The 22,394-nt window shown below is 61.3% G+C and carries 21 protein-coding genes and 1 pseudogene; 9 read left to right on the top strand and 13 right to left on the bottom strand.

Features of this window, described 5'->3' with window-relative positions; genetic code table 11:
* Nucleotides 1-36: 36 nt before the first annotated feature.
* From P8S53_RS21010 to P8S53_RS20995, 4 genes are all read right to left on the bottom strand, one after another.
* Nucleotides 37-294 carry a WGR domain-containing protein gene (locus P8S53_RS21010; RefSeq protein WP_277807453.1) on the bottom strand — a complete coding sequence of 86 codons (258 nt, stop codon included), beginning with the start codon at nucleotides 292-294 and terminating at the stop codon, nucleotides 37-39.
* Nucleotides 295-397: 103 nt separating this feature from the next.
* Entirely contained in the window at nucleotides 398-1,333 is a 936-nt protein-coding gene (locus tag P8S53_RS21005) for a DUF2493 domain-containing protein (protein ID WP_277807452.1), read from the bottom strand.
* A gap of 370 nt (nucleotides 1,334-1,703) precedes the next feature.
* The gene (locus P8S53_RS21000; RefSeq protein WP_277807451.1) at nucleotides 1,704-2,735 is read right to left on the bottom strand and encodes a toprim domain-containing protein; all 1,032 of its coding nucleotides are present in this window, start codon (nucleotides 2,733-2,735) and stop codon (nucleotides 1,704-1,706) included.
* 14 nt (nucleotides 2,736-2,749) lie between these two features.
* Complete coding sequence (locus P8S53_RS20995; RefSeq protein ID WP_277807450.1) at nucleotides 2,750-7,153, bottom strand: strawberry notch family protein; 4,404 nt, start codon at nucleotides 7,151-7,153, stop codon at nucleotides 2,750-2,752.
* 180 nt (nucleotides 7,154-7,333) lie between these two features.
* Here P8S53_RS20995 and P8S53_RS20990 point away from each other — a divergent pair, with 180 nt between their 5' ends.
* On the top strand, nucleotides 7,334-7,630 hold the full coding sequence (locus P8S53_RS20990; RefSeq protein WP_277807449.1) for a hypothetical protein: 297 nt from the start codon (nucleotides 7,334-7,336) through the stop codon (nucleotides 7,628-7,630).
* A gap of 28 nt (nucleotides 7,631-7,658) precedes the next feature.
* Here P8S53_RS20990 and P8S53_RS20985 read toward each other — a convergent pair whose 3' ends face one another.
* From P8S53_RS20985 to P8S53_RS20950, 8 genes are all read right to left on the bottom strand, one after another.
* The gene (locus P8S53_RS20985) at nucleotides 7,659-8,075 is read right to left on the bottom strand and encodes a hypothetical protein (protein ID WP_245771046.1); all 417 of its coding nucleotides are present in this window, start codon (nucleotides 8,073-8,075) and stop codon (nucleotides 7,659-7,661) included.
* Nucleotides 8,068-8,337, bottom strand: coding sequence for a type II toxin-antitoxin system prevent-host-death family antitoxin (locus P8S53_RS20980; RefSeq protein WP_306417977.1), 270 nt, complete (start codon nucleotides 8,335-8,337; stop codon nucleotides 8,068-8,070). The genes P8S53_RS20985 and P8S53_RS20980 overlap by 8 nt, the downstream gene beginning before the upstream one ends.
* A 62-nt stretch (nucleotides 8,338-8,399) precedes the next feature.
* Nucleotides 8,400-9,044, bottom strand: coding sequence for a hypothetical protein (locus tag P8S53_RS20975; RefSeq protein ID WP_277807448.1), 645 nt, complete (start codon nucleotides 9,042-9,044; stop codon nucleotides 8,400-8,402).
* The gene (locus tag P8S53_RS20970; RefSeq protein ID WP_277807447.1) at nucleotides 9,037-9,456 is read right to left on the bottom strand and encodes a hypothetical protein; all 420 of its coding nucleotides are present in this window, start codon (nucleotides 9,454-9,456) and stop codon (nucleotides 9,037-9,039) included. The genes P8S53_RS20975 and P8S53_RS20970 overlap by 8 nt, the downstream gene beginning before the upstream one ends.
* Before the next feature lie 78 nt (nucleotides 9,457-9,534).
* On the bottom strand, nucleotides 9,535-9,732 hold the full coding sequence (locus tag P8S53_RS20965; RefSeq protein WP_277807446.1) for a hypothetical protein: 198 nt from the start codon (nucleotides 9,730-9,732) through the stop codon (nucleotides 9,535-9,537).
* Nucleotides 9,732-10,247 (bottom strand): DUF6878 family protein, encoded by a 516-nt coding sequence (locus P8S53_RS20960; RefSeq protein ID WP_277807445.1) that lies wholly within the window; start codon nucleotides 10,245-10,247, stop codon nucleotides 9,732-9,734. Before P8S53_RS20960 ends, P8S53_RS20965 begins: the two co-directional genes overlap by 1 nt.
* A 99-nt stretch (nucleotides 10,248-10,346) precedes the next feature.
* Nucleotides 10,347-10,865: a hypothetical protein gene (locus tag P8S53_RS20955; RefSeq protein WP_277807444.1), complete on the bottom strand. Its 519-nt coding sequence runs from the start codon at nucleotides 10,863-10,865 to the stop codon at nucleotides 10,347-10,349.
* A 174-nt stretch (nucleotides 10,866-11,039) separates the two neighbouring features.
* Nucleotides 11,040-12,239 carry a hypothetical protein gene (locus P8S53_RS20950; RefSeq protein WP_277807443.1) on the bottom strand — a complete coding sequence of 400 codons (1,200 nt, stop codon included), beginning with the start codon at nucleotides 12,237-12,239 and terminating at the stop codon, nucleotides 11,040-11,042.
* Between the two features lie 340 nt (nucleotides 12,240-12,579).
* Here P8S53_RS20950 and P8S53_RS20945 point away from each other — a divergent pair, with 340 nt between their 5' ends.
* Nucleotides 12,580-12,771: a hypothetical protein gene (locus P8S53_RS20945; RefSeq protein ID WP_277807442.1), complete on the top strand. Its 192-nt coding sequence runs from the start codon at nucleotides 12,580-12,582 to the stop codon at nucleotides 12,769-12,771.
* A gap of 295 nt (nucleotides 12,772-13,066) precedes the next feature.
* Here P8S53_RS20945 and P8S53_RS20940 read toward each other — a convergent pair whose 3' ends face one another.
* Nucleotides 13,067-13,471, bottom strand: a complete 405-nt coding sequence (locus P8S53_RS20940; RefSeq protein ID WP_277807441.1) for a single-stranded DNA-binding protein — start codon at nucleotides 13,469-13,471, stop codon at nucleotides 13,067-13,069.
* A gap of 431 nt (nucleotides 13,472-13,902) precedes the next feature.
* Between P8S53_RS20940 and P8S53_RS20935 the strand changes: the two are divergent.
* From P8S53_RS20935 to P8S53_RS20910, 7 genes and pseudogenes are all read left to right on the top strand, one after another.
* Nucleotides 13,903-14,224 (top strand): annotated as a pseudogene (locus tag P8S53_RS20935) (H-NS family nucleoid-associated regulatory protein).
* 296 nt (nucleotides 14,225-14,520) lie between these two features.
* A complete protein-coding gene (locus P8S53_RS20930) occupies nucleotides 14,521-15,468 on the top strand; it encodes a DMT family transporter (RefSeq protein ID WP_277807440.1) in 948 nt (315 codons plus the stop codon).
* 307 nt (nucleotides 15,469-15,775) lie between these two features.
* Nucleotides 15,776-16,498, top strand: a complete 723-nt coding sequence (locus P8S53_RS21510) for a competence protein CoiA (RefSeq protein ID WP_373418564.1) — start codon at nucleotides 15,776-15,778, stop codon at nucleotides 16,496-16,498.
* Between the two features lie 269 nt (nucleotides 16,499-16,767).
* The gene (locus P8S53_RS20925; protein WP_277807439.1) at nucleotides 16,768-18,411 is read left to right on the top strand and encodes an AAA family ATPase; all 1,644 of its coding nucleotides are present in this window, start codon (nucleotides 16,768-16,770) and stop codon (nucleotides 18,409-18,411) included.
* Nucleotides 18,356-19,545 (top strand): IS3 family transposase gene (locus tag P8S53_RS20920; RefSeq protein ID WP_277807438.1). Its coding sequence is split into 2 segments (ribosomal slippage): nucleotides 18,356-18,617 and nucleotides 18,617-19,545, totalling 1,191 coding nucleotides; the frame shifts between segments, so codons are not numbered across the junction. The genes P8S53_RS20925 and P8S53_RS20920 overlap by 56 nt, the downstream gene beginning before the upstream one ends.
* 78 nt (nucleotides 19,546-19,623) lie before the next feature.
* Complete coding sequence (locus tag P8S53_RS20915) at nucleotides 19,624-20,475, top strand: HNH endonuclease (protein ID WP_277807437.1); 852 nt, start codon at nucleotides 19,624-19,626, stop codon at nucleotides 20,473-20,475.
* Between the two features lie 383 nt (nucleotides 20,476-20,858).
* Nucleotides 20,859-22,196, top strand: a complete 1,338-nt coding sequence (locus P8S53_RS20910; protein ID WP_277807436.1) for an IS5 family transposase — start codon at nucleotides 20,859-20,861, stop codon at nucleotides 22,194-22,196.
* The last annotated feature ends 198 nt before the right edge of the window (nucleotides 22,197-22,394 follow it).

Raw genomic sequence — 22,394 nt, 5'->3', positions numbered from 1 at the left:
CTGGTCAGGCTTTGCGCCGTCTCGCAGCCACACGCATCACACATATCCCCGCCGCTGTTTCACGCGCGCGAGCTTTATGAGCGCAGTCACGGCCTGCCCTTCATCGGCATGCAGCTCGCTCATCATCTGACCACGATATCCGATCCGACCCCACTCGCGCACAAGGCTGGCACCGCCGAACAGGTCGGGCTGGATGCTCATGCGGTAAAACCGGCGCATGTTGCGGGCAGGATCGACCCGGCGCATTTGCAGGTCGGTCGGGAAGATTTCCAGTTGGCTGACAGCATGAGACATGTCGCAATCCGGGCGCGGGGTCTTTGTGCCATGATATCAGGGGAAAGCGATCGCTTCCACCGTGATGTCCGCCGCTGTGGTGTCCCCGTGAGGAAAAAGGGGCTCACGCCCCCTTCTCAAACTTCATGACCGGGATGCCCAGCTTGCGGGCCTTGTCAGCGAGGTTCTCCTGAATGCCATTGCCCGGGAAGACCAGAACACCCACCGGCAGCACGTCCAGCATCGCATCGTTGCGCTTGAAGGGCGCGGCCTTGGCGTGTTTGGTCCAGTCAGGCTTGAAGGCCACCTGCGTGACACCCCTCGCCTCGGCCCATTTGGCGGCGATGAGTTCCGCGCCCTTGGGGCTTCCCCCATGCAAGAGCACCATATCGGGATGTTTGCTCCGGACTTGATCGAGCTTGCCCCAGATCAGGCGGTGATCGTTGAAATCGCTGCTACCGGTGAGGGCAACCTTCGGGCCCGCGGGCAGCATCACCTCGGTTTCCGCGCGGCGCTTGGCGGCCAGGAAGTCGCGGCTGTCGATCAGCGCTGCGGTCATGTGCTGGCGGTTCACCATCGATCCGGTGCGGGGGCGCCAGGCGGAACCCGTATGATGGACAAACTCGGTCGCGGCGTGATCGCGCATCATATCCATGCAGTTGCGCCGCTCAACAAGGGTCAGGCCTTCGGCCGTCAGGCGCTCAAGTTCGGTGGATTTCACCTCGGAGCCGTCCTGCTCGCGCTGGAGGCGGCGCTGCGCCTGCTCGTTCTCATCGAGCGACCGCTCGATCCGTGCCGTCGCACGGTGAAACAGGTTGACCTGGCCCCAGAGGACTTCTTCGAGGTCGGGTTCCATGCGGGTGTCTTCCAGGGTCGCGACGAGGGCGTCGAAGATATCGGCTGCGGCGCGGCGCAGGTGATCGGCATCCGGCATCGGGCGCGGATCGGGCTCGTCTTCAAAGGGACGGTAGCCATAGAGCTGCAGCTCTTCGAGCGCATGGGCGGTTTGGGATACAGTCTGGGCGGGGTCATAGGCATCGTCGTGGGTCTGGATCGTCATTTTGGTCTTGCCTCCGGGCCTCAACTCGTCCGCGCGACATCCCGCGCGGCCTTCATGGGCAGCTCTGAGCCGTCATGGCGGACGCCCCTTCACCCCCTCTTTGGGGGCCGAAACGCAGTGGAGGAGGGCGGCAGGCAGGCTATTTGTTTCGCGATGCAAAGCGGGGGCTCGTCCCCTGCGGCGGAAATAGCCTGACTGCCGCCCTTGAGGGGGCGGACCCTTTGACGGCAGCACGCCCATCTCTGAGAAGGCCGCTCGGGTGTCGGGGGATGAGCAAAGCCCGGGAAGAGGCAAAGCGATGGTCCAGAGCCACGACAGGGATCCGTGACCCCTGCCCCGCCATCCCCGACCGCCCCCTGCGCGATGCGGCTCAGCCGAACAGGCGCTGGCGATCCTCGGGCCCGATCTGACCTGCCAGATGCGGACGCAGCCCTGCGACGCCGTGCGCCCGGAGATCATCGTTGAAATCCCCGAGACGCGGTTCCAGCACCTGCACGGCTATCCCGGCATCACGGGCTCTGGCGCTCAACCTCTCTGCCGCGCGTTGGCCGGCCGGATCGCGGTCGATGGCGATATAGAGGCGCTGCAAACCCTCCGGCAACAGGACGGCCCCGAGGTGACCCGATGAGAGCGCCGCCCAGACAGGAAGGCCGGGGACCGCTTGCGTGAGCGACAACATGGTCTCGATGCCTTCGCCAACCACAAGGATGCCCTCATGCGGGGTCAGCCTGACGGCATTGCCCAGAAGGTGACCCATGGCACGCCGCTGCGTTTTGACCGCCGCCTTTCCCTCTCCGTCAGGTGCCAGCCAAGTGCGATGCACACCCTGCAAGGCCCCTGCCCCATCAGTGACTGCAGCGATCAGCGCCGGTCTGGGGACAGGCTTGCTCTCACCCTCATCCCGATGCCAGCACTTGGGGTGGAAGCGCAGGGCACTCATCATGCCGCCTTGGGTGAGGCCCCGGGCGCGCAGATAGCTGTCGGCAAGCGTGCCGGCGACCGGCTTTGAGGCCGCGAACAGGCGCGCTGCTGCTGCTGGCGTGCCACCGGGGGGTTTGGGTTTCCTCGGTGCTGGCACATGCGGGAGGACCGGCTGCGGACGGCCAAGATGCGCGCGGGCCTCGTCCAGGAGTTCGGGAAACCGCGTGATCCCCGTGCGTGCGCGGATGATATCCAGCAGATCCCCATATTGCGACGTGGCGGAGTCAGTCCATTTCCCCCGCGCCCCCGGCCCCGACGTAGGACCGGTCAACCGCACAAAGAGCGACCGGCCCGGGTTGTTCTGCAGATCGCCCACCATCCAGTAAGACCCTTCCCGCCGCCCGGCGGGAAGGTAATGACGACATACGCTTTCAGCGTTTTGCGCAAGTTCGCGCAGTAAATCTTCTGTTTCAACCGACATGGACCGCATCTTTTTCAACCATTGCGTGCATGTAGGCCAGCGACGGGCAGGCGCGCAAGCAACTGCTCCAGCACCGCAATCCCACGCGGATCCGTCGGGCAGAACAGCCGCAGCTTCCAGGCGATGATTTCCGAAAAGAAGCCATCCGCCTTGAGCCGGTCCTTGGCGGCCTCGGTGAAGCCAGACAGCTCGATCCGGTTGACCCCCATGACGCGCGAGCGGTGCAACTCCATCCCCTCCGCCAGCCGCACCACCGTCTTGCCCTCCAGAATAAGGGCATGGACCTGCGCCGCTGTGAGCTTTGGTGCATCCTCCGCCAGCGTGGTTGCGACCCAGGCGGGCGAGACCCGGCGGCCGATGATGCGCTGGCCATCGTCAGTTTGCAGTCGGTAGACGCGGGTCTCATCCTGGGGGAGCTGCTTCCAGATCGGCAGCAAGAGGCCTGCCACGATGTGCAGCGTGGTTTCCGAGAACTCCGGCACCTCAGCCAGTTCCGCAGTCCAGGCGGCAGTGAAGGCAGCGCGGTCAGCCTCGAGCCAGTGGGTGTCCTCCATGATCTTGGCAGGCACAGTACTGGCCTCGGTGGGACGGACCAGTCGCAGGCGCGGCTCGATGGTGCCATCATCAAGCATCAGGCTGGTCGCGGGCACCAGCACAGCAGCGCGGTTTGAACGGCTGTTGACCAGCAGCCGCGCTTTCGGATCTTCCAGCCAATCCAGCGCATCCGCCAGTGACAGCGGCGTGTTGCGCTGCTTTTGCGCGATGGTGAGAAGCTGGGTTTCCGCGCCAGAGCCGGGATGGGTGTAGATCACCCGCGCATCCGTGACACGGAAGCTTTCGGCACGCAGGGTCTCGAGACCGAGGTCATAGACCCCGGCCGCGATGGCACCCTCGATGCGCTGGTCGAGAAGCTCCTCGAAGGCTGTGAACAGCACACCCTGCATATCGATCGTCAGCGCCAGCAGCCGATTGAGGAAGGTGGTGATCGGGGGCAGATTGTCCTTGAGACCGTTGTCATCGGTCAGGTTGAGACCGGTCGCATCCTCAAACGCTTCCAGCGAACAGCCCGCGACATCACCGCGATGCAGTTTGCGGTAGAGCTGGCGGAGCGCGTCGCGGGCATAGGGCGACTCGAGGTTGTCTTCCGGCCGGAAGAGCCCCTGCCCGCCTGTCTGGCGCTGGCCGCGCGTGATGGCCCCCAGCGTGTCGAGGCGGCGCGCGATGGTGGAGAGAAAACGCTTTTCTGCTTTCACATCGGTGGCCACAGGCCGGAACAGTGGCGGTTGCGCCTGATTGGTGCGGTTGGTGCGGCCAAGGCCCTGGATCGCAGCATCGGCCTTCCAGCCCGGTTCCAAGAGGTAATGCACCCGCAGGCGCTGGTTCTTGGCGCCAAGATCGGCGTGATAGCTACGCCCCGTGCCACCGGCGTCTGAGAAGATCAGGATACGCTTCTGGTCATCCATGAAGGCGGCGGTTTCCGCGAGATTGGCAGATCCTGCCCGGCTTTCCACGACAAGGCGCGCCGCAGGACCAGCGCCTTTGCGCACGATGCGCCGCGACCGGCCCGTCACTTCCGCCACTAGATCGGTGCCGAAGCGCTGGACGATCTGGTCGAGCGCGCCGGGCACGGGCGGCAGGCTTGCCAGATGCTCGATCAGCGCATCGCGTCGTCGCACCGCCTCGCGGCATTCCACCGGCTGGCCATCGCGCGTGACAGGCCGCGAAGACAGGTTGCCCTCGCTGTCGGTGAAGGGCTCAAACAGCTGCACCGGGAAGGAATGGGCGAGGTAGTCGAGGCACGCCTCCCTCGGCGTGATGTCAACGCGGACGTCATTCCATTCATCCGTGGGGATGTCCGACAGGCGGCGTTCCATCAGCGCCTCGCCGGTCGAGACGATCTGGATGACCGACGCATGGCCTGCTGCCAGATCGGCATCGATGGCGGCGATCAAAGTGGGGGTTTTCATTGAGGTGAGGAGATGGCCGAAGAAGCGCTGCTTGGCGGACTCGAAGGCAGACCGCGCGGCGGATTTGGCCTGGCGGTTCAGCGTGCCGTTCTCACCCGTGACATTCGCGGCCTCCATCGCAGCGGCCAGGTTATTGTGGATGATGGCGAAGGCGCCGGCATAGGCATCATAGATGCTTCGCTGCTCCGGGCTGAGGGCATGAACCAGCATCTCGTATTCGACGCCGTCATAAGAAAGCGACCGGGCCGTGTAGAGACCGAGCGACCGCAGGTCGCGGGCAAGGACTTCCATCGCAGCTACGCCACCCGCCTCAATCGCTTGCACGAATTCTGCCCGCGTCGAAAACGGAAAGTCTTCCCCGCCCCAGAGGCCGAGCCGCTGCGCATAGGCGAGGTTGTGCACCGAGGTCGCGCCCGTGGCCGAGACATAAACCACGCGGGCATTGGGCAGCTTGTGTTGCAGACACAGGCCCGCCCTGCCCTGCTGCGAGGCCTCGGTGTCACCGCGCTCGCCCTTCGATCCGGCGGCATTCGCCATGGCATGGCTTTCATCGAACAGGATCACCCCGTCGAAATCAGCCCCCAACCAGTCGACGATCTGGTCAACGCGGGACTTTTTTGCCCCCCGCTCTTCCGAGCGCAGTGTGGCGTAGGTGGTGAAGAGGATGCCTTCCGTGAGCGGGATGTCTTTGCCTTGCGCAAAGCGCGAGAGCGGTGTGACCAGCAAGCGTTCCTGGCCAAGGGCCGACCAGTCGCGCTGCGCATCCTCCAAAAGCTTGTCGCTCTTGGAAATCCAGAGCGCCTTGCGGCGGCCCTGCGCCCAGTTGTCCAGAACAATTCCGGCCGACTGGCGGCCCTTGCCTGCACCCGTGCCATCGCCGAGGAAGAAGCCTCGGCGGAAGCGGATGGCGTCTGCGGCATCGTCGGGCGCGGCCGAGACCATGTCGCCGGTTTCATCGACGCACCAGGACCCGGCGAGATACGCCGAATGCGCTTCGCCCGCGTAGATCACGGTCTCGAGTTGCGCGTCGGACAGAAGCCCCTCACGCAGGATGGCGGCGGGCAGCTGGGGGCGGTAGCTGGGTTTCGGGGGCGCGACCGAGGCCATCGCCGCCGATTGCACCAACTTCGTCGGGTGCGGTGCCGCGCCGGGGATGTCGATCGCCTGCAGCCGGAAGGTTTCATAAATGGCATCCGACAGGCGCGCACTGGCATCGTCCTCAGTCGCATCGCGCTGCGTATAGGCCAGATCTTCAGCCTCGATTTGTGCACTGGATTGGTGGGGCTGGGCCGCAGGGGTCGCGCGCGATGTGCTGATGGCCGTGCGCGTGGGGCGGGCAGGATTTCCCGGGAAGGGGGAAGTGTGGCCCTGCCCGGCTGGTGCGACCTGCGCCAGCGCGAGGCGTGGGGGGACATAAGCGGTGATCAGCGACAGCAGGCTGGCGACATCAGGCGATATCGGGCGCGCCAGCTCGGCGGTGATGCCGCACGCCTCGCCACCGCGGCATTTGTCGAAGACCGAAACCCGCGTCTCGAAGCTGGTGCCGTGCTTGGCGAAGGCAGCGCCCGAAACTGCACCAGTGAAGACCAGATGCGCGGACTCAGTGAGGCGGGTGAAAGTGTCAGCCCAGGCCGGGGCTTCGGGCGCGAAACCAGCCCCTGTGATGGCGACCAGCCGTCCGCCGGGGGCCAGGCGCGCAAGGGCCGAGCGCAAATGCCGGGCTGTCGCCTCGGTGGTGCGGGCGTCGACATTGGCCACTGCCGAGAATGGCGGGTTCATCAGGATGACGCTCGGTCGAACACCCGCGTCCAGATGATCGTCGATCTGCGCCGCGTCGAAACTGGTGACCGGACGCCCTGGAAACAGGCGACGCAGAAGATCGGCGCGGGTGTCGGCCAGCTCGTTCAGCGCGAGGCTGCCGCCCGTGATCTCGGCCAGAATCGCCAGAAGCCCGGTCCCGGCCGAAGGCTCAAGGACCAGATCACGCGGCGTGATCTGCGCGGCGGCCAGCGCCGCCAGTCCCATCGGCAGCGGTGTACTGAACTGCTGGAACCGCTCCATTTCTTCCGAGCGGCGGGTGTGCGTGGGCAAGAGGCCCGCCACCTTGGCAAGGATGGGCAGCAGCGCGGCTGGTGAACCCGCCCGGGCCAGAAGCGCGCGGCCGAATTTCCGCAGGAACAGGACCAGCGCTGCCTCGCCAGCCTCATAGGCGAGCTTCCAATCCCAGGCGCCGGTCGCATCGGAGCCGCCAAAGGCGCGCTCCATTTCTACGCGTAGGCGCAGCGCATCGATCTGGAAACCTTGGGCCAGATCAGGCTGCAGCGCTTCGGCCACAGCGAGGATCGTGAGCGCCGTGTCGGGGGTGGTCGTTTCAGGTGCCGCGGCGGGGGCAGCTGCGTGGATCGGCAAAGCCGGCACCTGTGCGGGCGTGACAGGGGAAAGATGCGTCATGGGAAAACTCCAGAATAAGGGTCAGGATCAGGTCGAGGCCCCCTCTCTCAGGCAGGCTCAAACCTGTTCTTCCCCATCCCTCCTCAAGCTCTCAAAACCCCTGTCATGACGATAGGCGGCTTGCATTTGTTCGTGTTATGTTCTATGTTGAAAAACACGCCAGCAAGGGAAACCGCCCCGATGGAAGAGACCACATTCGCCCTGCCCGCAACGCCCAAGCAGATCGCCTATGCGCGCGCGCTGGCCCTGCGCAACCAGACGCTTCTGCCTTGGGAGGTGCAGCAGGATCGCCGCGCACTCAGTGCCTGGATCGACACGCAAGCCAGAATGGCACCCGCCACAGCGCTCGACAGCCTGCCCTCGTCCAAACAGGTCGCCTTCGCCGAACGCCTCGCCCGCACCAAACGCCGCGCCGTGCCGGATGAATGCTTTCGCGACAAGGGGCTGATGTCGAAATGGATCGAAGGGAACAGGTGAGGGTAGGCAGACCCTGCGTTGATCGAGATTACTTCAGCCGATCGACAACGGATGCTCCGCCCGACCTGGCAAGCGCGATCAGGCTGGACTGTATCCTGGATGTGAAGACGGAACTGAACGTGCCGATGGGCGTGCGGTCCTCCCAGACGTAGGACCGCTCTAGAATATCGGTGTTGATCTCGTCCAGCATGACCCATTTGCGAACATGGGTCTCTAACCCAACGCGCTGCGACTCGATCTGTGGCACCTCGATGAATTTGCGCGAGGCCAAGGGCGGCTGCGTGGTGATCGGCAAGATGAACACCACGGTCTCGCTATCGGACTTGGCGACAGTGACGGCGATACAGACAGGCCGCGTCTTGCGGCCCTCGGTCTCGCCCGCCATCTGTTCGCGTTTCCACAGGAACGGATAGCGAAAAACTTCTCCAGCAGCCGGCTTAGTCATCCGCCCGCGTCAAGTCCCGCTCGAGCCCTTCTATCATCAGCGCCTTGAGATCCTCTGGCATCTCGTCGATCATGTGAGCCTGTTGCGTGGCCCCCCGAGCGAGCTGCTGGTACTGGTCCATGCTCATCAGCACGAATTTCGGCTTGCGATGCTTGGTGATCGCGATCGGCGACCGAATGGCCGCGTCAAACAGGTCGCTTGTGTGCCGCGTCAGGTCGGCAGCTTTGAACTCGGGAAGCTCATGCATGATCTGGGTCTCCATTTGTGCAGAATATACATACATTCTGGATATTCCGCAAGAGATGGGTTGAGCCGGTCCATGTGTCACCCGAACCGCCGCCCCGTTTCCGTGAACGTGTATTCATTGGCGATAATGCCCTCCTCGACGGCCTCATCCGAGGTGAGGTGGTCGTACTCAGACTGAAGCTGACGATAGAGCCAGCGGGCCAGATCGCGGATTGCTTCAACCACGGTTTCCTCGGCATCCTCGGTCGGCAGCTGCCAGGTCGGGCTGTCACGGGTGACGTCCACCGACATGCTGTATTCGTGGTAATGGCGGCCCCGATGGCTGATCTCGGCGGCAAGCTGGTAGAAGTTCCGCCGTTGAATGGCCTGCAGCCGGTCGGCTATGCTGTGCAAGCTTGCGTCCTTGGGCGCATAGGCGCGGATGCGCGCGGTCGCGCCCTTGGCGTGGCTGTAAAACCCTTCCAGACAGGCGCCATCGCCCTGGCTCCAGAAACCTGAGAACCAGATGCAGGGTTTTTGGCGCGTGCCGCCGCCCATCAGGCGGACGGGGGTGGTTTTCAGGCGGACGCCGAGGATCTCGCAGACCTGCTCAAAATCCTCATAGACCGCGTCCCACCAGTCATCATGGGGGCCCAATTCGCAATACCAGCTGCGCGCTTTTTCCTTGGCCACATCCGAGAGTTCGGGGAACTGGTAGACGGTGGTGCAAATCACCTCAGGCATGGGGGTCCTCCCCGTTCAGTGCGGCTGTCAGCCAGTCTTGCGTGCTGGTGGCACCAATCGATTTGCGCGCGCCAAGGTCGATGACATGCGCACCACCGCCGAATGCGTCGAGGCGGGGCCGGGAGCAGGTCACAGCATAGGTAAACCCCCAGAGGCCGGTGAGATCGAGGTCGTGCGCAAGGCGCAGCACGAAACGGATGACCGCCTCAGGGTCGCCGTGTTCGTCGTCATAGATCCAGAGGATGCTGCCCTCGGGCGCGTCCTGACGCACGAGTGTGAGGCCTGCGACCTCCGGGTCGTCTGCGTCGTGATCCGCAGCGTGCAGTTCCCGGAACAGCTCGAGCGCACGCACAGCCTTGTCGGGGCTGCCAACGTCCAGCAGGCACGAGAAACGGGTGAAATAATCCGCCATTGGGGTCTCCATAAGAAAAGGCCCGACCAAAGGCCGGGCGTGGGGTGTGATGAGTTGGGGTGATCAGGGGCGGCAGCGTCAGTCCGCGCCCACTGGGTTAGCCTTTGTCTGCAGGCGCGCATGGCTGGCCAGCATGGCGCGGTAAAACCGCTGGCGCGCGACGCGAAGCCCGCGCATGCGCCGCAGGCTGGGATGCAGCGCCCGGATCGTGGCGCGCAGCACAGTGCAGGGCCTGTCCTGAGGGCTTACCCCGAGGCGTGCATAGAACGGGTCCATCACCACGGCCGCCGCGCATAACTGGCGGAGCAGGCTTGCAACTGACCGGAGGGAGCCATCGCATCGCACGGAGTGTAATCGAGCAGGTTCGCGCGCGCGGCGGCGTCGAAGCAAAAGCTGCCATCTGCAGCGCGGGTCGTGCCGGATGCCGCGCGCAAATCCTGCAGCACATCGCAGGCGATGCGCGTAATCGCGTGCCTGAGCGCCAGATTGCGGGGCGCGGGCCCGGGCTGGTCCAGCGCAACATAGGGGATGGTCACATCGGGACAGGGGCGTTCCACATCATCCGCCCAGGCGGTGAGGCCGGTGATCAAGCAGATGTCATGATCACAGTGAAAGCTGACCATGACATGGGTGATGCCGGCACGGGTCAGATGATCATAAAGCCGGGTCATATTGGCGGCCATCAGCGCGGCCAGGCGGGCCTCGGCCTCGGCATGCCGGGCCTGCAGCCCGTGAAAATCCGTGCGGGCTGGGGGCAGCGGAGCGGGTAATGTCGGGGAATTCTGGCGCATCGTTCTCTCCTTGAAACAGCCTGGGGACATGCGCGTCGCGGGGCGATCTTTCCTCTCCCCCCCGCAAGGCGCATCTCTGCCCTGCCCGCCTCTGTCTCTTCAGGCTGCCAGTTGCAGCGCGCGGGCGGCAAATCCGCACCAGAGCGGATCGACCAGACGCGCATCCAGCAGATCGGCACGCTGGCGCAGGCGTTCTGCCAGATCAGCCTCGCGCCAATCGGCGGCACGGCCCGCCTGGGCGCGCAGCTGGCTTGCCTCATGCACCACGGAGCGCGCCTCGGCGGCACTGGTCACCGGATGGCACCAGGCCACTGCGCTCTCGCTGGCCGCACCCGCGAGCACCAGACGCGCGTCGCGGTCCAGAATGGCAATCATCTGCGGGGAAGCATCGGGGGCCATGTCCTCGGCATGATCGGTCGCGCCCTGCATGGCCTCCGCCAGCGTCTTGAAACGCGCAAGGACCATGGGCGCGGCCCGGCCCGACATCTGAGCAGCGGGCAAAGGGTTTGAGACTGTCAGGGCGAAGGGGCGGCTGGGGTCAGCGGAGCCATTTGGGCTGTGTGGCGCGGGGCCGCTCGGGCGAGGGGTCGGGTGGATCGGCAGGGGCAAGTCGAACATGGCTGATATCTCCGACGGCGCGGAAAGCCTCTCTCCCCGCTTGAAACCGTCAAAGACCAAACCGCCGCCCTCTGCCTCGAAGGGGGGCGGCGGCGTTGATGTGGATAGCCATGCAGAACGTGAAACGGACGTGGCCGCCCGTTGCCTTGCGCGGCCACGTTCAGAAGGATCGCGTCAGCCGACCCGGTCGAGCAGCTTCTTGGCGCGCCCTTCCATGTCGAGGCGGGCATCCTGCTGGGTCTTGTCGCGCGCCAGCCGCGTGATGCCCTGCACGAAATCGAAGATCGACTCGGGCGGGCGCTCCTCTTCCATCAGCACTTTCTCGATAATCTTGCCGGATTCGGCCTTTGAGAAACCGCGCTTGCGCAGGAAATCCGCACGATCCTCATCCGTGCGTGCCACGATCTGCTGCCGCGCGGCCTTGATCCCGTTCACAAACCCTTGCGGCGAGGAATTGGCAAACCGCGTCAACGCCGGGGCAGCCTCATGCGCGAAGCGCGAGGCGGCATATTTCGAATGCCGGATGCGGATTTCCTGAAAATCTTCGACGCCCCAGAGGTTGCGGTTTTGACACACTGCTCGCAGGTAGAAACTTGCCATGCCGAGGGTCTTGGCACCAACTTCGGAGTTCCAGCAGTAAAAGCCCCGGAAGTAGAGATCGGGGGAGCCGTCGGGCAGCTTGCCTGCCTCGATCGGGTTGCGATCATCGACCAGGAACAGGAAGACGTCACGGTCCGAGGCATAGAGCGTGGTCGTGTCGCGGCTGATCTCGACATCGGGGTTGTAGACCCCGGTCGACCAGTCGAGCACACCCGGCACCTTCCAGCGCGTATCCCCCGTGCCATTGCCCGCAATGCGCTGAACCGCCTCGACCAGCTCGTGGTCATGGATGCGGCCATAGTCCGGACCGGTCACCGCGCGCAGTTCGGTGCGGCCATCTTCGGTCTCGAAGGTCTTCACCTGCTCGGCCCGGTGGTTGGTCAGGCCGTATTGCAGGTTGATCCCCGCCAGTGGCGCTGGCAGCTGCCGCAGATATGACGCCGGGGCGCCGACAATGCTGGCCAGCTGGCCGAAGGCCCAGTGCGTGGGCGCGACCGGCTCTTGCGCTGTTGGCAGCATCAGATGCAACCGCTCGGGGTTATCGCGCGCGGCCTCGACCCGGATGTCTGCCGTCTGCACCACCCGGCTGCGGCTGCGCTCGGACCGACCCTTCACATCGGCCCAGAGATCGTCGAGCGACAGATACCGCTCGTCATCAGGCCGGTTGAACCATTCGGACGACACACGCCCGTTCCGCTCGCCCCGGCTTACATCCACTTTCCAGCCACCTGCCCGCGTCGGCCGAACCGGATCCATTACTTCCACAACACCCATCGGTATTCCTCCGTGACAGGCGCTGGAAGCCACTCTCCCAGCCCTCAACCCGTCGCGAAAGCAACCAGCCCTTCTCTGACTCTACAACGCGGATGTGAGGGGCAGTTATGCGGACCTTCCGGACATTCGCTGCATCTGCGCCAATGTCCGGTTCGGTCAAAAGTTCGAAAAATAGTGGTTTTTTGGGAAACGTCATTGTGTCATCGAAAAATCTCCCAAGTAAACAATAAAGGCCAATTTCTGCCGCATAGGCAAATTATGATTTGAATTGAAAAGGCGAAAATTGATAGATTTAAGCGCGCACCCAAACGCTTCAGTTGGCACGGCAGGAGAGATACTTATGACAAAGAATATTGGCTTTACAGACAAAGAACGTGCTGCATGGCACGAGGATCGCCGCCGCAAGAAGCGAGGCGATGAAGATGCCGAAATTTCTTCCGTGAGCGGCGATACCTGCATCAATTGCGGTAACCCGCTTGGGCGGAAGATTCCTGACGGTTATGAAGCCGCGCTATGTGATGCCTGCGATTAGGTCGCTTTCTCTCTGAACCCCCTCTTCTAATACCCTTGACATTCTGGATGATCAAATATCCTGCGGGTGAGCTGAATTTGGGAGTTTCCCGCTTTAACACCGCAAAAACCCTCATTTGATGCCGCAACAAACCTCGTTCAAAACCAAAAAGCGTTGAACGGTTTTAGTTCACGCTTGAAAGCGGACATCCGAGAATAATGCAGCATCTGTGAGTCTGGGCTCCAACCTGCCTTGCGGCAGTGCAGCGAACCCGGCGGGTTTCCCCGCCGGGCCCGAGGGGGAGACCCCGTTCTTTTCAGAACGGGATCTCGTCGTCTTTGTCGACCAGCTCGGGGTTTTCACTCTCGGCCGATTTCGGGCGGCTGAGGAAATCGACCTTCTCGGCGATGATCTCGCAGCCGTAGCGGTCGTTCCCCATGCTGTCGATCCATTTCGTGTAGTGGATGCGGCCGTGGACGAGGACTTTCATGCCCTTTTCGCAGTGCTCCGCGACCGTCTTGCCGAGACCGTTGAAGCAGGTGATGCGGTGCCATTCCGTGTCCATGACCCGGTAGCCGTTCTCGTCGCGCAGCACGCGACCTTCCGAGAGGCGGGGGCGGGAGGTGGCGAGGCTGAAGTTGGTGATGTTGGTGCCACCTTGGGTGGTGCGGGTTTCGGGTTTTTGGCCAATGTTGCCAGCGAGGATGACGATGTTCTGCATGGGTAGCTTCCTTCTGTGTCCTGTCTTCGGGACCGTCCCTTCGACAAGACCCGGAAAAAGCCCGTCGGGCGACGCGTGCACGGTGGACGGAACGGACGCCGGAAACCTCCAGAGGACCGGGGTGGCGCGGGCAGGACGCCACAGGCGGCCAACACGGCCCGGTCTGACGCGGGGTTGCGCGCGAGAGCCCGAACGGGATTAGGGGATTGTCAGTCGAAGGGATGGGCCAGCAGACAGAGCGACACGGGGGAAGCCAATGCCAGACCCTGTCATCTGGCAAACATGGCCTGTCAGAACCCGAGCCCGGCACTGCACTGGCGGTCGATACCGATCATGCCCAACCGCCCCCCCTGCCCCAGCAGTCAGGGAGTTGCGGGGTCCTGCCGATACAGGCTACCTTGCGGGATCATTCAGGACACGGAAAGCATCGCATGGCTGATTTCGATCTCGAGGCGCTGTCGCTCGCGGAACTGCGCAAATTGCATGAACGACATCGCCAAGTCGATTTCCACCTACGAGGACCGACAAAAGGCAGAGGCCCGCGCCAAGGTGGAAGCCTTCGCCAGAGAGCTGGGCTATTCGCTGGCAGAACTGATGGGCGCGGCAACGAAAACCGTGCGTGCGCCGGTGCCTGCGAAATACCGACACCCTGAGAACCCGGCGCTCACCTGGTCCGGTCGGGGGCGCAAACCGCAGTGGTTTTTGGAGGCGCAGTCAGCGGGCAAAGCCGCAGAGGACTTGGAAATCGTTTGATGAGCCGCGGCGGACATCCCGGCGGCAGCTCACCATTGCCATATTTCAGCAAAGCGGCCGCTCAGGCGTGGCGCAGCAACCGAGTGCCGTCGGTCTAAATGGGATGCAGATTTTGCGCAGATATCCGGCGCAAGACCGACGTGGAGGGCGGGGAGCAGCCTGTGACGCCGCGGCATCGCATCCGCAGAAATCTGAGATAGCCGCCGGTCGCTGGCCCCACGGGGAACGACGCGATGCGCTGACAAGCGTCGCAAATTGAATAGACCCCGATGGGTCGACATCGCTATGCATGCATTATGAGCACAGCCCAGCCTTACACGCCCTCGACTGACCGCATCCTCGCCGGTGTCGCCTTGATGTTGGGTTTTTGCATTACCGCGCCCATGCTCGATGTGGCAGCCAAGCTGGCATCGGCCACTGTGCCCGTGGGTCAAATCACTGCCGCGCGCTTCATCGTGCAATGCGCTTTGATGGCGCCTTTTGTCTGGATCATGGGGCTATCCCTGCACGTGGCGCGGGCGCAATGGTTGGCGTTGGTGTTTCGCGCAGCGCTTTTGCTTGTCGCGACCTTCTGCTTCATCGCCGCGATCCGCGTCATGCCCCTGGCCGATGCGCTCGCGATCGTCTTCGTGGCTCCGTTCATTGTGCTTTTGGTCGGTAAGTTCTATCTGGGCGAGGATGTTGGCCCCCGCCGTGTCGGCGCAGCGATGGGTGGTTTTGTGGGTGTCTTGTTCGTAATTCAGCCCAGTTTCGCGGCCTTCGGCGCAGTGGCGCTGTTTCCCCTTGGCACAGCTATAGGCTTTGCTTTTTACATTCTGGTAACGCGCGGGCTGTCACGGCGGATGCATCCGGTGACACTGCAATTCCACACCGGCTTCATCGCCAGCCTGCTTTGCTTACCTGTGCTGCTACTGGCGCAGGGCAGCGGGACAGAGCTTCTGGATTTGGTTTGGCCTGAAGGAATTGCATGGCTCTGGCTGTTTGGCGTGGGGTGTTTCGCAGCCGTCAGCCATATGATGATGACCTATGCATTGTCACTCGCGCCCTCTGCCACGCTCGCACCACTCCAATATCTGGAACTGCCGGTGGCGACTCTTTTGGGCTATCTCGTATTCCAAGATTTCCCCAATGCGCTGACCCTGACTGGCATAACTATCATCATCGGTGCGGGCCTATATATGATCCACCGCGAAAGGGTCACAGCCCGTCAGTTGGTCACAGAGCGCGCAGCACCGCCGATTTGAGGAGAGGTGTATTTAGCATAGAGGGCGGGTGGACTTTCTCCGCAGGCTGTACGAAAGTCGGATTTGCTAGCGTTGCCAACCTCGAGCTTGATTGAGCCTTTCACAAGAATGCCAAAACACAATATCTTGGGCGGTGCTGTGGATAAGGGTACCCTCTTGCCCCTTCGAATTGGTCTGCCCAATCTAATCATCCACCGGGAAGGAACGGGGGTTAGAGGGTTCGCGATATGCTCGTCCGAACTTTTCCCGAAGTTTCGAACCGCAAGCATCACTTGGCGATGAACCATCGATATCTTATTGTCGCATCATGAGGTTTGCAGTCCATAACGAGCATCGGGTTGAGGCCACCCCCGGTGCCGTTGGTTTGTGCCCTGGGTGTAGCGCTGAGTTAACCGCGAAGTGCGGCACCAAGAAGGTCTGGCATTGGGCACACAAGGGCCAGCGCCACTGCGATCACTGGTGGGAGCCTGAGACTGAATGGCACCGATCTTGGAAAGACCGATTCCCCAAGGAGTGGCAGGAGAGGTCAGCTCGAGATGATCGCGGCGAGTTACACATAGCAGACGTTAGGACGCCACATGGGTTGGTTGTCGAGTTTCAATACTCGTACATAAAGCCAGAGGAGGCTTTGAAGCGAACGGAGTTCCACGCGCCGATGCTTTGGGTGGTCAGCGGTGAGCGGCGCCCAACGGATAGGAGGCAGTTTGACGAGTTGTTTCGTTACAGATCCGCGCCGTGTTCGGGAGAGCCCGCCATAGACCGCTTTTCGGTATATGATGCCCGGTTACTTCAGGAGTGGGCAGATCTGGGTGTGATTGTTGCCTTTGATTTCGGAGCCGAAGATGTCTGGCTGATGAGTGGTCGCGATTGGGCATGTGCGCTAGGTCGGTGGTTTAAAAAGGATGACCTCGTTGCGCATATACGTGACGGCACACCGATCCCGCATGTGATCTTCGAGCATCACCACCCTCGGACCCGCAAGGTCATAAATCGAACCCACACCATACGCAATTCTCTGCCAAAGCCTTAACCGACGAAGGAACCAGACTTTCTGTCTGGCGACCAGGCGGCCTGCCACGCGAAGAAAATGAAGATGGACAAGCACTTGTCTGTAGAAAGATGCGCTGGAGGCCGGCGCTAGGGCTGTTCAGCGCTCTGCCGCGCTGGATGCCTGCGGCGGGTCGCCAGATGGCCCAGCCGAGAAGTGGCATTGGTTCACGATAGCCCAATCCGACGGGGTCTCCCGAATTCATCTTTACCGCTGGACAACGACCTTTGACCTGCTAGCATCGTTAAATCATGGATTTTCAAGTCATTCCGCACCGTGAAAATTTGCCGGAAGGGCACACAAACAAGGTCTTCCTGCTGACCGACGGCTGGGATGACTGGTTCACCTATAGCACGATGTACGTAGTGTTTTACTTCGACAAAGCCGGAGAAAAACACCGCATTGGCGAAGTTAAGATAGGTGAGTTTGAGATGGTCGCCGACCAGCGACGGCCAAATATCCCTGACGAGTTCAATGAACTCGAAGAGAAATTCTTCTCGCTTGGACAAGATGATAGTTACTATCAGAAGGTCAATGAACTCGGGGACTCCTTTCGAGATGTTTTCCTAGAGGCGATGAGAGACGTTGCACGCGATGCCGAACTCTTCGAACGTGCATTGGACGAAAAAGTAACTGGCGTCTCGCTTCTGCGATCTGTGTCAGATCAATCGGTAAGAGGTCAGTACCGGAGAATGGCGCAAGGCGGCGCGCGCCTGACAGAATATGCATTCTCCTATACGCCTCCCCCATGGGGCCCAAATAACGTACCGCCGACCTATAAATTCGCAGTGCATCCGGAATCCTACCCCCCAACCAACGTTCATGTCCTCATCGGCCGCAATAATGTCGGTAAGACATATACCGTTGAGCAAATGACAAACGCCCTTGTCCGCCCCGAAGAAGGTAAGTTTGGAGACTTCCACTGGGACGAAATTGACGAGTTTGGCCTCGAAGAAGCCGAAAACTTCTCAAACATCATTGCCGTGACTTTCAGCGCTTTCGACCCGTTCGAGCCGCTATCCACCCCTAAGAACAAACTATCCCGCGTTCGCTATCAATATATTGGCCTTAAACATATTGGACAAAACGAAGATGGTACGAAAAAGCCACCAAAATCTACGGATGACCTTGCCGCAGATTTCGGGAAGTCTGTGCAATTGATCCTCACTCAGACATCGAAGCAGGAGCGGTGGCGGCGTGCTTTGTCCTTGTTGGAATCCGATCCCATCTTCAAGCAAGCGGAAATATGGAAACTGATCGAAACATTCGAAGAGTTGAAAGCTGAGAACGAGCCCCGCGAAGCATTCAATCAACTCCGCAAAAATGCAAGACAGCTCTATTCAAAGCTTAGTTCTGGCCACAAGATCGTTGTGCTAACCATAACCCGACTTGTGGAGGCGCTTGAAGAACGCTCCCTGGTATTGCTTGACGAACCGGAAGCTCATCTTCATCCGCCATTGCTTTCCGCGTTCATTCGCTCATTGTCTGATCTTCTTATCAACCGAAACGGAGTGGCGATCATTGCCACCCACTCGCCAGTGATCCTCCAGGAGGTTCCCAAAACATGTGTCTGGAGGATATGGAGAAGCGGCCGTGAGAAGCGCATTGAACGGCCAAACGCTGAAACCTTTGGCGAGAATGTCGGAACACTTACCCAAGAGATATTTGGCCTCGAAGTTACAAACTCCGGCTTTCACAAGATGTTGAGCGACTCCGTTCGCGACGACCTCACATATGAAGAAGTCCTCGCACGCTTCAATGGTCAGCTAGGTGACGTGACCTGCCACGGGATTTTTCCTCCATTTGGAATTAGAGTCCGACCCAAGGAAGGGACGGACAATGAAGCGAACGAGATACACGGAAGAACAGATCATCAGCATTCTGACCGAGCATGAGGCGGGCGCAAAGTGTGCCGATCTTTGCCGCAAGCACGGCATGTCGGAAGGCACCTTTTATGCGTGGAAGGCGAAGTTTGGCGGGATGACGGTTTCGGACGCCAAACGGCTGAAGGCGCTCGAGGACGAGAACGCAAAGCTGAAGAAGCTCTTGGCCGAGCAGATGCTGGACGCGGCGGCGATGAAGGAACTGCTGTCAAAAAAATGGTAGGGCCCGCCGTGAAGCGCGAAGCTGTCGCGCATCTGCAGGCCAAGCTGGGCCTGTCGGAGCGGCGGGCCTGCCGCCTTGTCGGGGCGGATCGCAAGATGATCCGCTACCAGTCCAGAAGGCCGTGCGAAACCGAGTTGCGCCGGCGGCTGCGGGATCTGGCCAATGAGCGCCGCCGGTTTGGCTATCGGCGTCTGTTCGTGTTGCTGCGCCGCGATGGCGAGCCGTCAGGGATCAACCGCATCTACCGGCTGTATCGAGAAGAAGGGCTCACGGTGCGCAAACGCCGGGCTCGGCGCAAAGCAGTAGGAACACGCGCCCCGATCTTGGTCGAAGCACGGCCCAATGCGCGCTGGTCGCTGGATTTCGTCCATGACCAGCTTGCCTGTGGCCGACGGTTCCGCATCCTGAACGTGGTCGACGACGTGACTCGGGAATGTCTGGCAGCCATCCCGGATACATCGATCTCCGGGCGGCGTGTTGCGCGGGAACTGGCGGCACTGATCGAACGGCGCGGAAAGCCTGGCATGATCGTCAGCGATAACGGCACCGAACTAACCAGTAACGCAATCTTAACCTTTGCCACGGAGCGCAAGATCGAATGGCATTACATCGCGCCGGGTAAGCCCATGCAGAACGGCTTCGTGGAAAGTTTCAACGGGCGCATGCGCGACGAGCTCCTGAACGAGACCATGTTCCGCAACATGGCCCATGCCCGCGCCGTGATCCGGGCCTGGGCCACCGACTTCAACGAAACACGCCCGCATTCGGCGCTTGGCTATCAGACGCCAATGGAATTCGCGGAACACCTCACCACCGCAACCGACACCCGCGCTGCGCCATCTGAAAGCTCCGCGCGGATGTCGGTTGCTCCACCTGCGCCAATCGGCGTATCAACCCAAAGGGCTCCGGTCCCGGCTGGATGAAAGTTCAGTGGCAGGTCAGACGAAGCAAGAGGCATCGTCCGTTCGCTCATCGCCGTGCGAGAGCAAGAAGGTTGACACATGTGGACTGTACCCCGGCCGGAATTCACAGCACTCGATATCTTTGAAATATGCGTCCAAGGGATCGCGGATGCTGCCAAGAAGGCGCGACTCGAAGGCATTCGAGAGCAGATCGAACAAGCCGAAACTGAGTTCGATGCCAGAGCTACAGCGACTGAGCTCCACCTTGTCGTTGGGGCAAATACCCTTGCCGGAGCCAATGGCAATGCCACAGCAAAGGAGATGGAGCAGCTATATGACCGTCACCTAGCGCGACAAAAGAGTCGTGGCAGGGAAATCTACGACAAGATTATGATGGCTGCCGCACACGGACAGTGCCCATTCTGCGGACATCTACCGGTTTCCACGCTGGACCATTCCCTGCCTAAAGCGCAACACCCTGCACTTGCACTCACACCGCTCAACCTCATCCCGTGCTGCAAGGACTGCAACCACAACAAGGGGACCTCCGGGCCAAACTCGCCTGAGACACAGTTCCTACACGCTTACTATGACGACCTCACGGCCGATCGCTGGCTCTATGCCGCAATCTTGGAGGGTTCGCCGCCCGGAGCGACTTTCCATGTCGACCCGCCGGAACAATGGGACGACGCCACGTCGGCAAGGGTCAGGAGGCACTTTGAGAGGCTAAAGCTGGCGAGGCTCTATGCCTCCCAAGCCGGTCGACAACTACAAAACATCCGACGTTCTCTATCCAACATTTACGAAGCCGCGGGAGCTGATGTTGTCAGCGCGGATTTGCTCGAAAGGAGCCTAAGTTGTGCAGACGTAAGCCTCAATTCCTGGGATGGCGCGTTATATGAAGCAGCGTCCCAAAGTGATTGGTTTTGCAATGGGGGCTTCAGAGCGTAGCCGGACTGCCCCCAATGCACGCTGAATGTGCAAGGTAGCCAGCCACAAAACTTGCAGATGCGGCGAATGACGGCTATTGAGGCTGCAACCGCTGCCACGTGACATTGTGTCACGTGGCAGCTTTGGGCCGGGCCTAACTGGCGCGGAATTGAGGCTATCCCAGACTTGCTCTGCCTCCATTCTGCGCCGCGGCATGTAACTCGGAGCCCAAGGACGAAGCTGCTTCGCAACATTGGCGCGCTTGGACGCCAAGGGCAATAGGTAGTTCGCCCTGAACAACTCCCAACACGCTGATTTAGTACAGGAAATATGCATTTTCTGTCGCCTTTGATTGCAGGGTTTTGTATGATTTCGTCCGAAACCTTGCAATTTCGGGGTAGGCGATGAAGGCGAAACCGAAGGGGCCAGAGCAAGACGATCTGTTTCGCGCGCGTCTGGTCGAAATCATCGACATGCGCCATGAGCTGGTGAAACTGGCCGCGCTGATCGACTGGGATTTCTTCGAGCGCGAATGGGCGGGGTTCTTCCCGTCCGAGGCGGGCAGGCCCGCCACGCCCTCACGCCTCGTTGCAGGGCTTCTCTATCTCCAGCACGCCTACAAGCTGTCGGACGAGGCTGTGGTCGCGCGTTGGGTAGAGAACCCCTATTACCAGCATTTCTGCGGCGAGGTGTTCTTTCAGCACCGCCCGCCCATCGACCCGTCCTCGCTCACGCGCTGGCGTAACCGCATTGGTGAAGAGGGCGCGGAATGGCTGCTCACGAAGACCATAGAGGCGGGACGTGTCTCTGGGGCTGTAACTGACAAAAGCATTGAGCGGGTCTCGGTCGTGATGGAAAAGAACATTGCTTATCCGACCGATGCGCGGCTCTATGAACGCGCCCGCCAGAAGCTGGTGGCACTGGCCCAACAGGCGGGTGTCGAACTGCGCCAGAGCTATGCCCGCCTTGCCCCGCGCCTGGCGCTGCAGGTTGGCCGATATGCCCATGCGAAGCAATTCAAGCGTATGCGCAAGGCACTGAAAACGCTGAAAGGCTACACCGGTCGGGTCATGCGCGACTTGCGCCGTTATCTGAGCGGCATTCCGGCCGGAGCGCTGCGCGAGAAGATCTGCGATGCGTTGGTGCTGACCGGGCGGTTGTTGGCCCAGAAGCCGAAGGACAAGAACAAGATCTACAGCCTGCACGAGGCCGAGGTCGATTGCATTTCCAAGGGCAAGGCCCGCGTGCGCTACGAATTCGGCACCAAGGTCTCGGTCGCAGCCACCATCAACGAAGGCTTCATTGTCGGTGCCCGCTCAATGCCCGGAAACCCATATGACGGTCACACGCTGGCGGATGCGCTGGATCAGGTCGAAGTTCTGACTGACATTCGCCCCTCACTGGCGGTGGTCGATCGCGGCTATCGTGGGCATGGCGTAACCCGCACCCGCGTGCTGATCAGCGGCATGCGCAAAAGTATCACGCCCATGCTGGCAAAACTGTTGCGACGGCGCAGCGCCATTGAGGCCGAGATCGGACACATGAAAACAGATGGTCGACTGACACGTTGCCCGCTGAAGGGCACGGAGGGCGATGCGATCTTTGCTGTGCTCTGCGCCTGCGGCCACAATATCCGCAAGATACTGGCCCACCTGAGGGCAATCTTGGCGCTCTTCATCGCGGCCATACTCGCCGCCATTTGGCAGCGCACAGTCAATAAAGTTACACCAGAAGCCGTGTGAGAGGATTGTTCAGCGCGAACTAGGTACACTGATCGCGAGTATCCTCCGTTATAAGCATCGCTCTTCCGGCGGTTCGGTCCCGCGTGCCCACTGTTGGCGCGTCTTCACTTCGACGGATTTCGCCATCCCTTCGACCACGACGATCACGTCGTGGCTGGGTGCGCCCTCTATGCTCGCGTAGGCAGCGAGGCCAAGGGA

Source organism: Roseinatronobacter sp. S2 (assembly GCF_029581395.1).
In the GTDB taxonomy this organism is placed as follows: domain Bacteria; phylum Pseudomonadota; class Alphaproteobacteria; order Rhodobacterales; family Rhodobacteraceae; genus Roseinatronobacter.
Note: the sequence above shows the minus strand (reverse complement) of the source record. Positions and strands in the feature narration are given on the sequence as shown.

What these genes read in the sequence shown, in the direction of transcription:
- P8S53_RS21010 (WP_277807453.1), bottom strand. Translation starts at nt 294, where the DNA reads ATGTCTCATGCTGTCAGCCAACTGGAAATCTTCCCGACCGACCTGCAA.
- P8S53_RS21005 (WP_277807452.1), bottom strand. Translation starts at nt 1,333, where the DNA reads ATGACGATCCAGACCCACGACGATGCCTATGACCCCGCCCAGACTGTA.
- P8S53_RS21000 (WP_277807451.1), bottom strand. Translation starts at nt 2,735, where the DNA reads ATGTCGGTTGAAACAGAAGATTTACTGCGCGAACTTGCGCAAAACGCT.
- P8S53_RS20995 (WP_277807450.1), bottom strand. Translation starts at nt 7,153, where the DNA reads ATGACGCATCTTTCCCCTGTCACGCCCGCACAGGTGCCGGCTTTGCCG.
- P8S53_RS20990 (WP_277807449.1), top strand. Translation starts at nt 7,334, where the DNA reads ATGGAAGAGACCACATTCGCCCTGCCCGCAACGCCCAAGCAGATCGCC.
- P8S53_RS20985 (WP_245771046.1), bottom strand. Translation starts at nt 8,075, where the DNA reads ATGACTAAGCCGGCTGCTGGAGAAGTTTTTCGCTATCCGTTCCTGTGG.
- P8S53_RS20980 (WP_306417977.1), bottom strand. Translation starts at nt 8,337, where the DNA reads ATGGAGACCCAGATCATGCATGAGCTTCCCGAGTTCAAAGCTGCCGAC.
- P8S53_RS20975 (WP_277807448.1), bottom strand. Translation starts at nt 9,044, where the DNA reads ATGCCTGAGGTGATTTGCACCACCGTCTACCAGTTCCCCGAACTCTCG.
- P8S53_RS20970 (WP_277807447.1), bottom strand. Translation starts at nt 9,456, where the DNA reads ATGGCGGATTATTTCACCCGTTTCTCGTGCCTGCTGGACGTTGGCAGC.
- P8S53_RS20965 (WP_277807446.1), bottom strand. Translation starts at nt 9,732, where the DNA reads ATGGACCCGTTCTATGCACGCCTCGGGGTAAGCCCTCAGGACAGGCCC.
- P8S53_RS20960 (WP_277807445.1), bottom strand. Translation starts at nt 10,247, where the DNA reads ATGCGCCAGAATTCCCCGACATTACCCGCTCCGCTGCCCCCAGCCCGC.
- P8S53_RS20955 (WP_277807444.1), bottom strand. Translation starts at nt 10,865, where the DNA reads ATGTTCGACTTGCCCCTGCCGATCCACCCGACCCCTCGCCCGAGCGGC.
- P8S53_RS20950 (WP_277807443.1), bottom strand. Translation starts at nt 12,239, where the DNA reads ATGGGTGTTGTGGAAGTAATGGATCCGGTTCGGCCGACGCGGGCAGGT.
- P8S53_RS20945 (WP_277807442.1), top strand. Translation starts at nt 12,580, where the DNA reads ATGACAAAGAATATTGGCTTTACAGACAAAGAACGTGCTGCATGGCAC.
- P8S53_RS20940 (WP_277807441.1), bottom strand. Translation starts at nt 13,471, where the DNA reads ATGCAGAACATCGTCATCCTCGCTGGCAACATTGGCCAAAAACCCGAA.
- P8S53_RS20930 (WP_277807440.1), top strand. Translation starts at nt 14,521, where the DNA reads ATGAGCACAGCCCAGCCTTACACGCCCTCGACTGACCGCATCCTCGCC.
- P8S53_RS21510 (WP_373418564.1), top strand. Translation starts at nt 15,776, where the DNA reads ATGAGGTTTGCAGTCCATAACGAGCATCGGGTTGAGGCCACCCCCGGT.
- P8S53_RS20925 (WP_277807439.1), top strand. Translation starts at nt 16,768, where the DNA reads ATGGATTTTCAAGTCATTCCGCACCGTGAAAATTTGCCGGAAGGGCAC.
- P8S53_RS20915 (WP_277807437.1), top strand. Translation starts at nt 19,624, where the DNA reads ATGTGGACTGTACCCCGGCCGGAATTCACAGCACTCGATATCTTTGAA.
- P8S53_RS20910 (WP_277807436.1), top strand. Translation starts at nt 20,859, where the DNA reads ATGAAGGCGAAACCGAAGGGGCCAGAGCAAGACGATCTGTTTCGCGCG.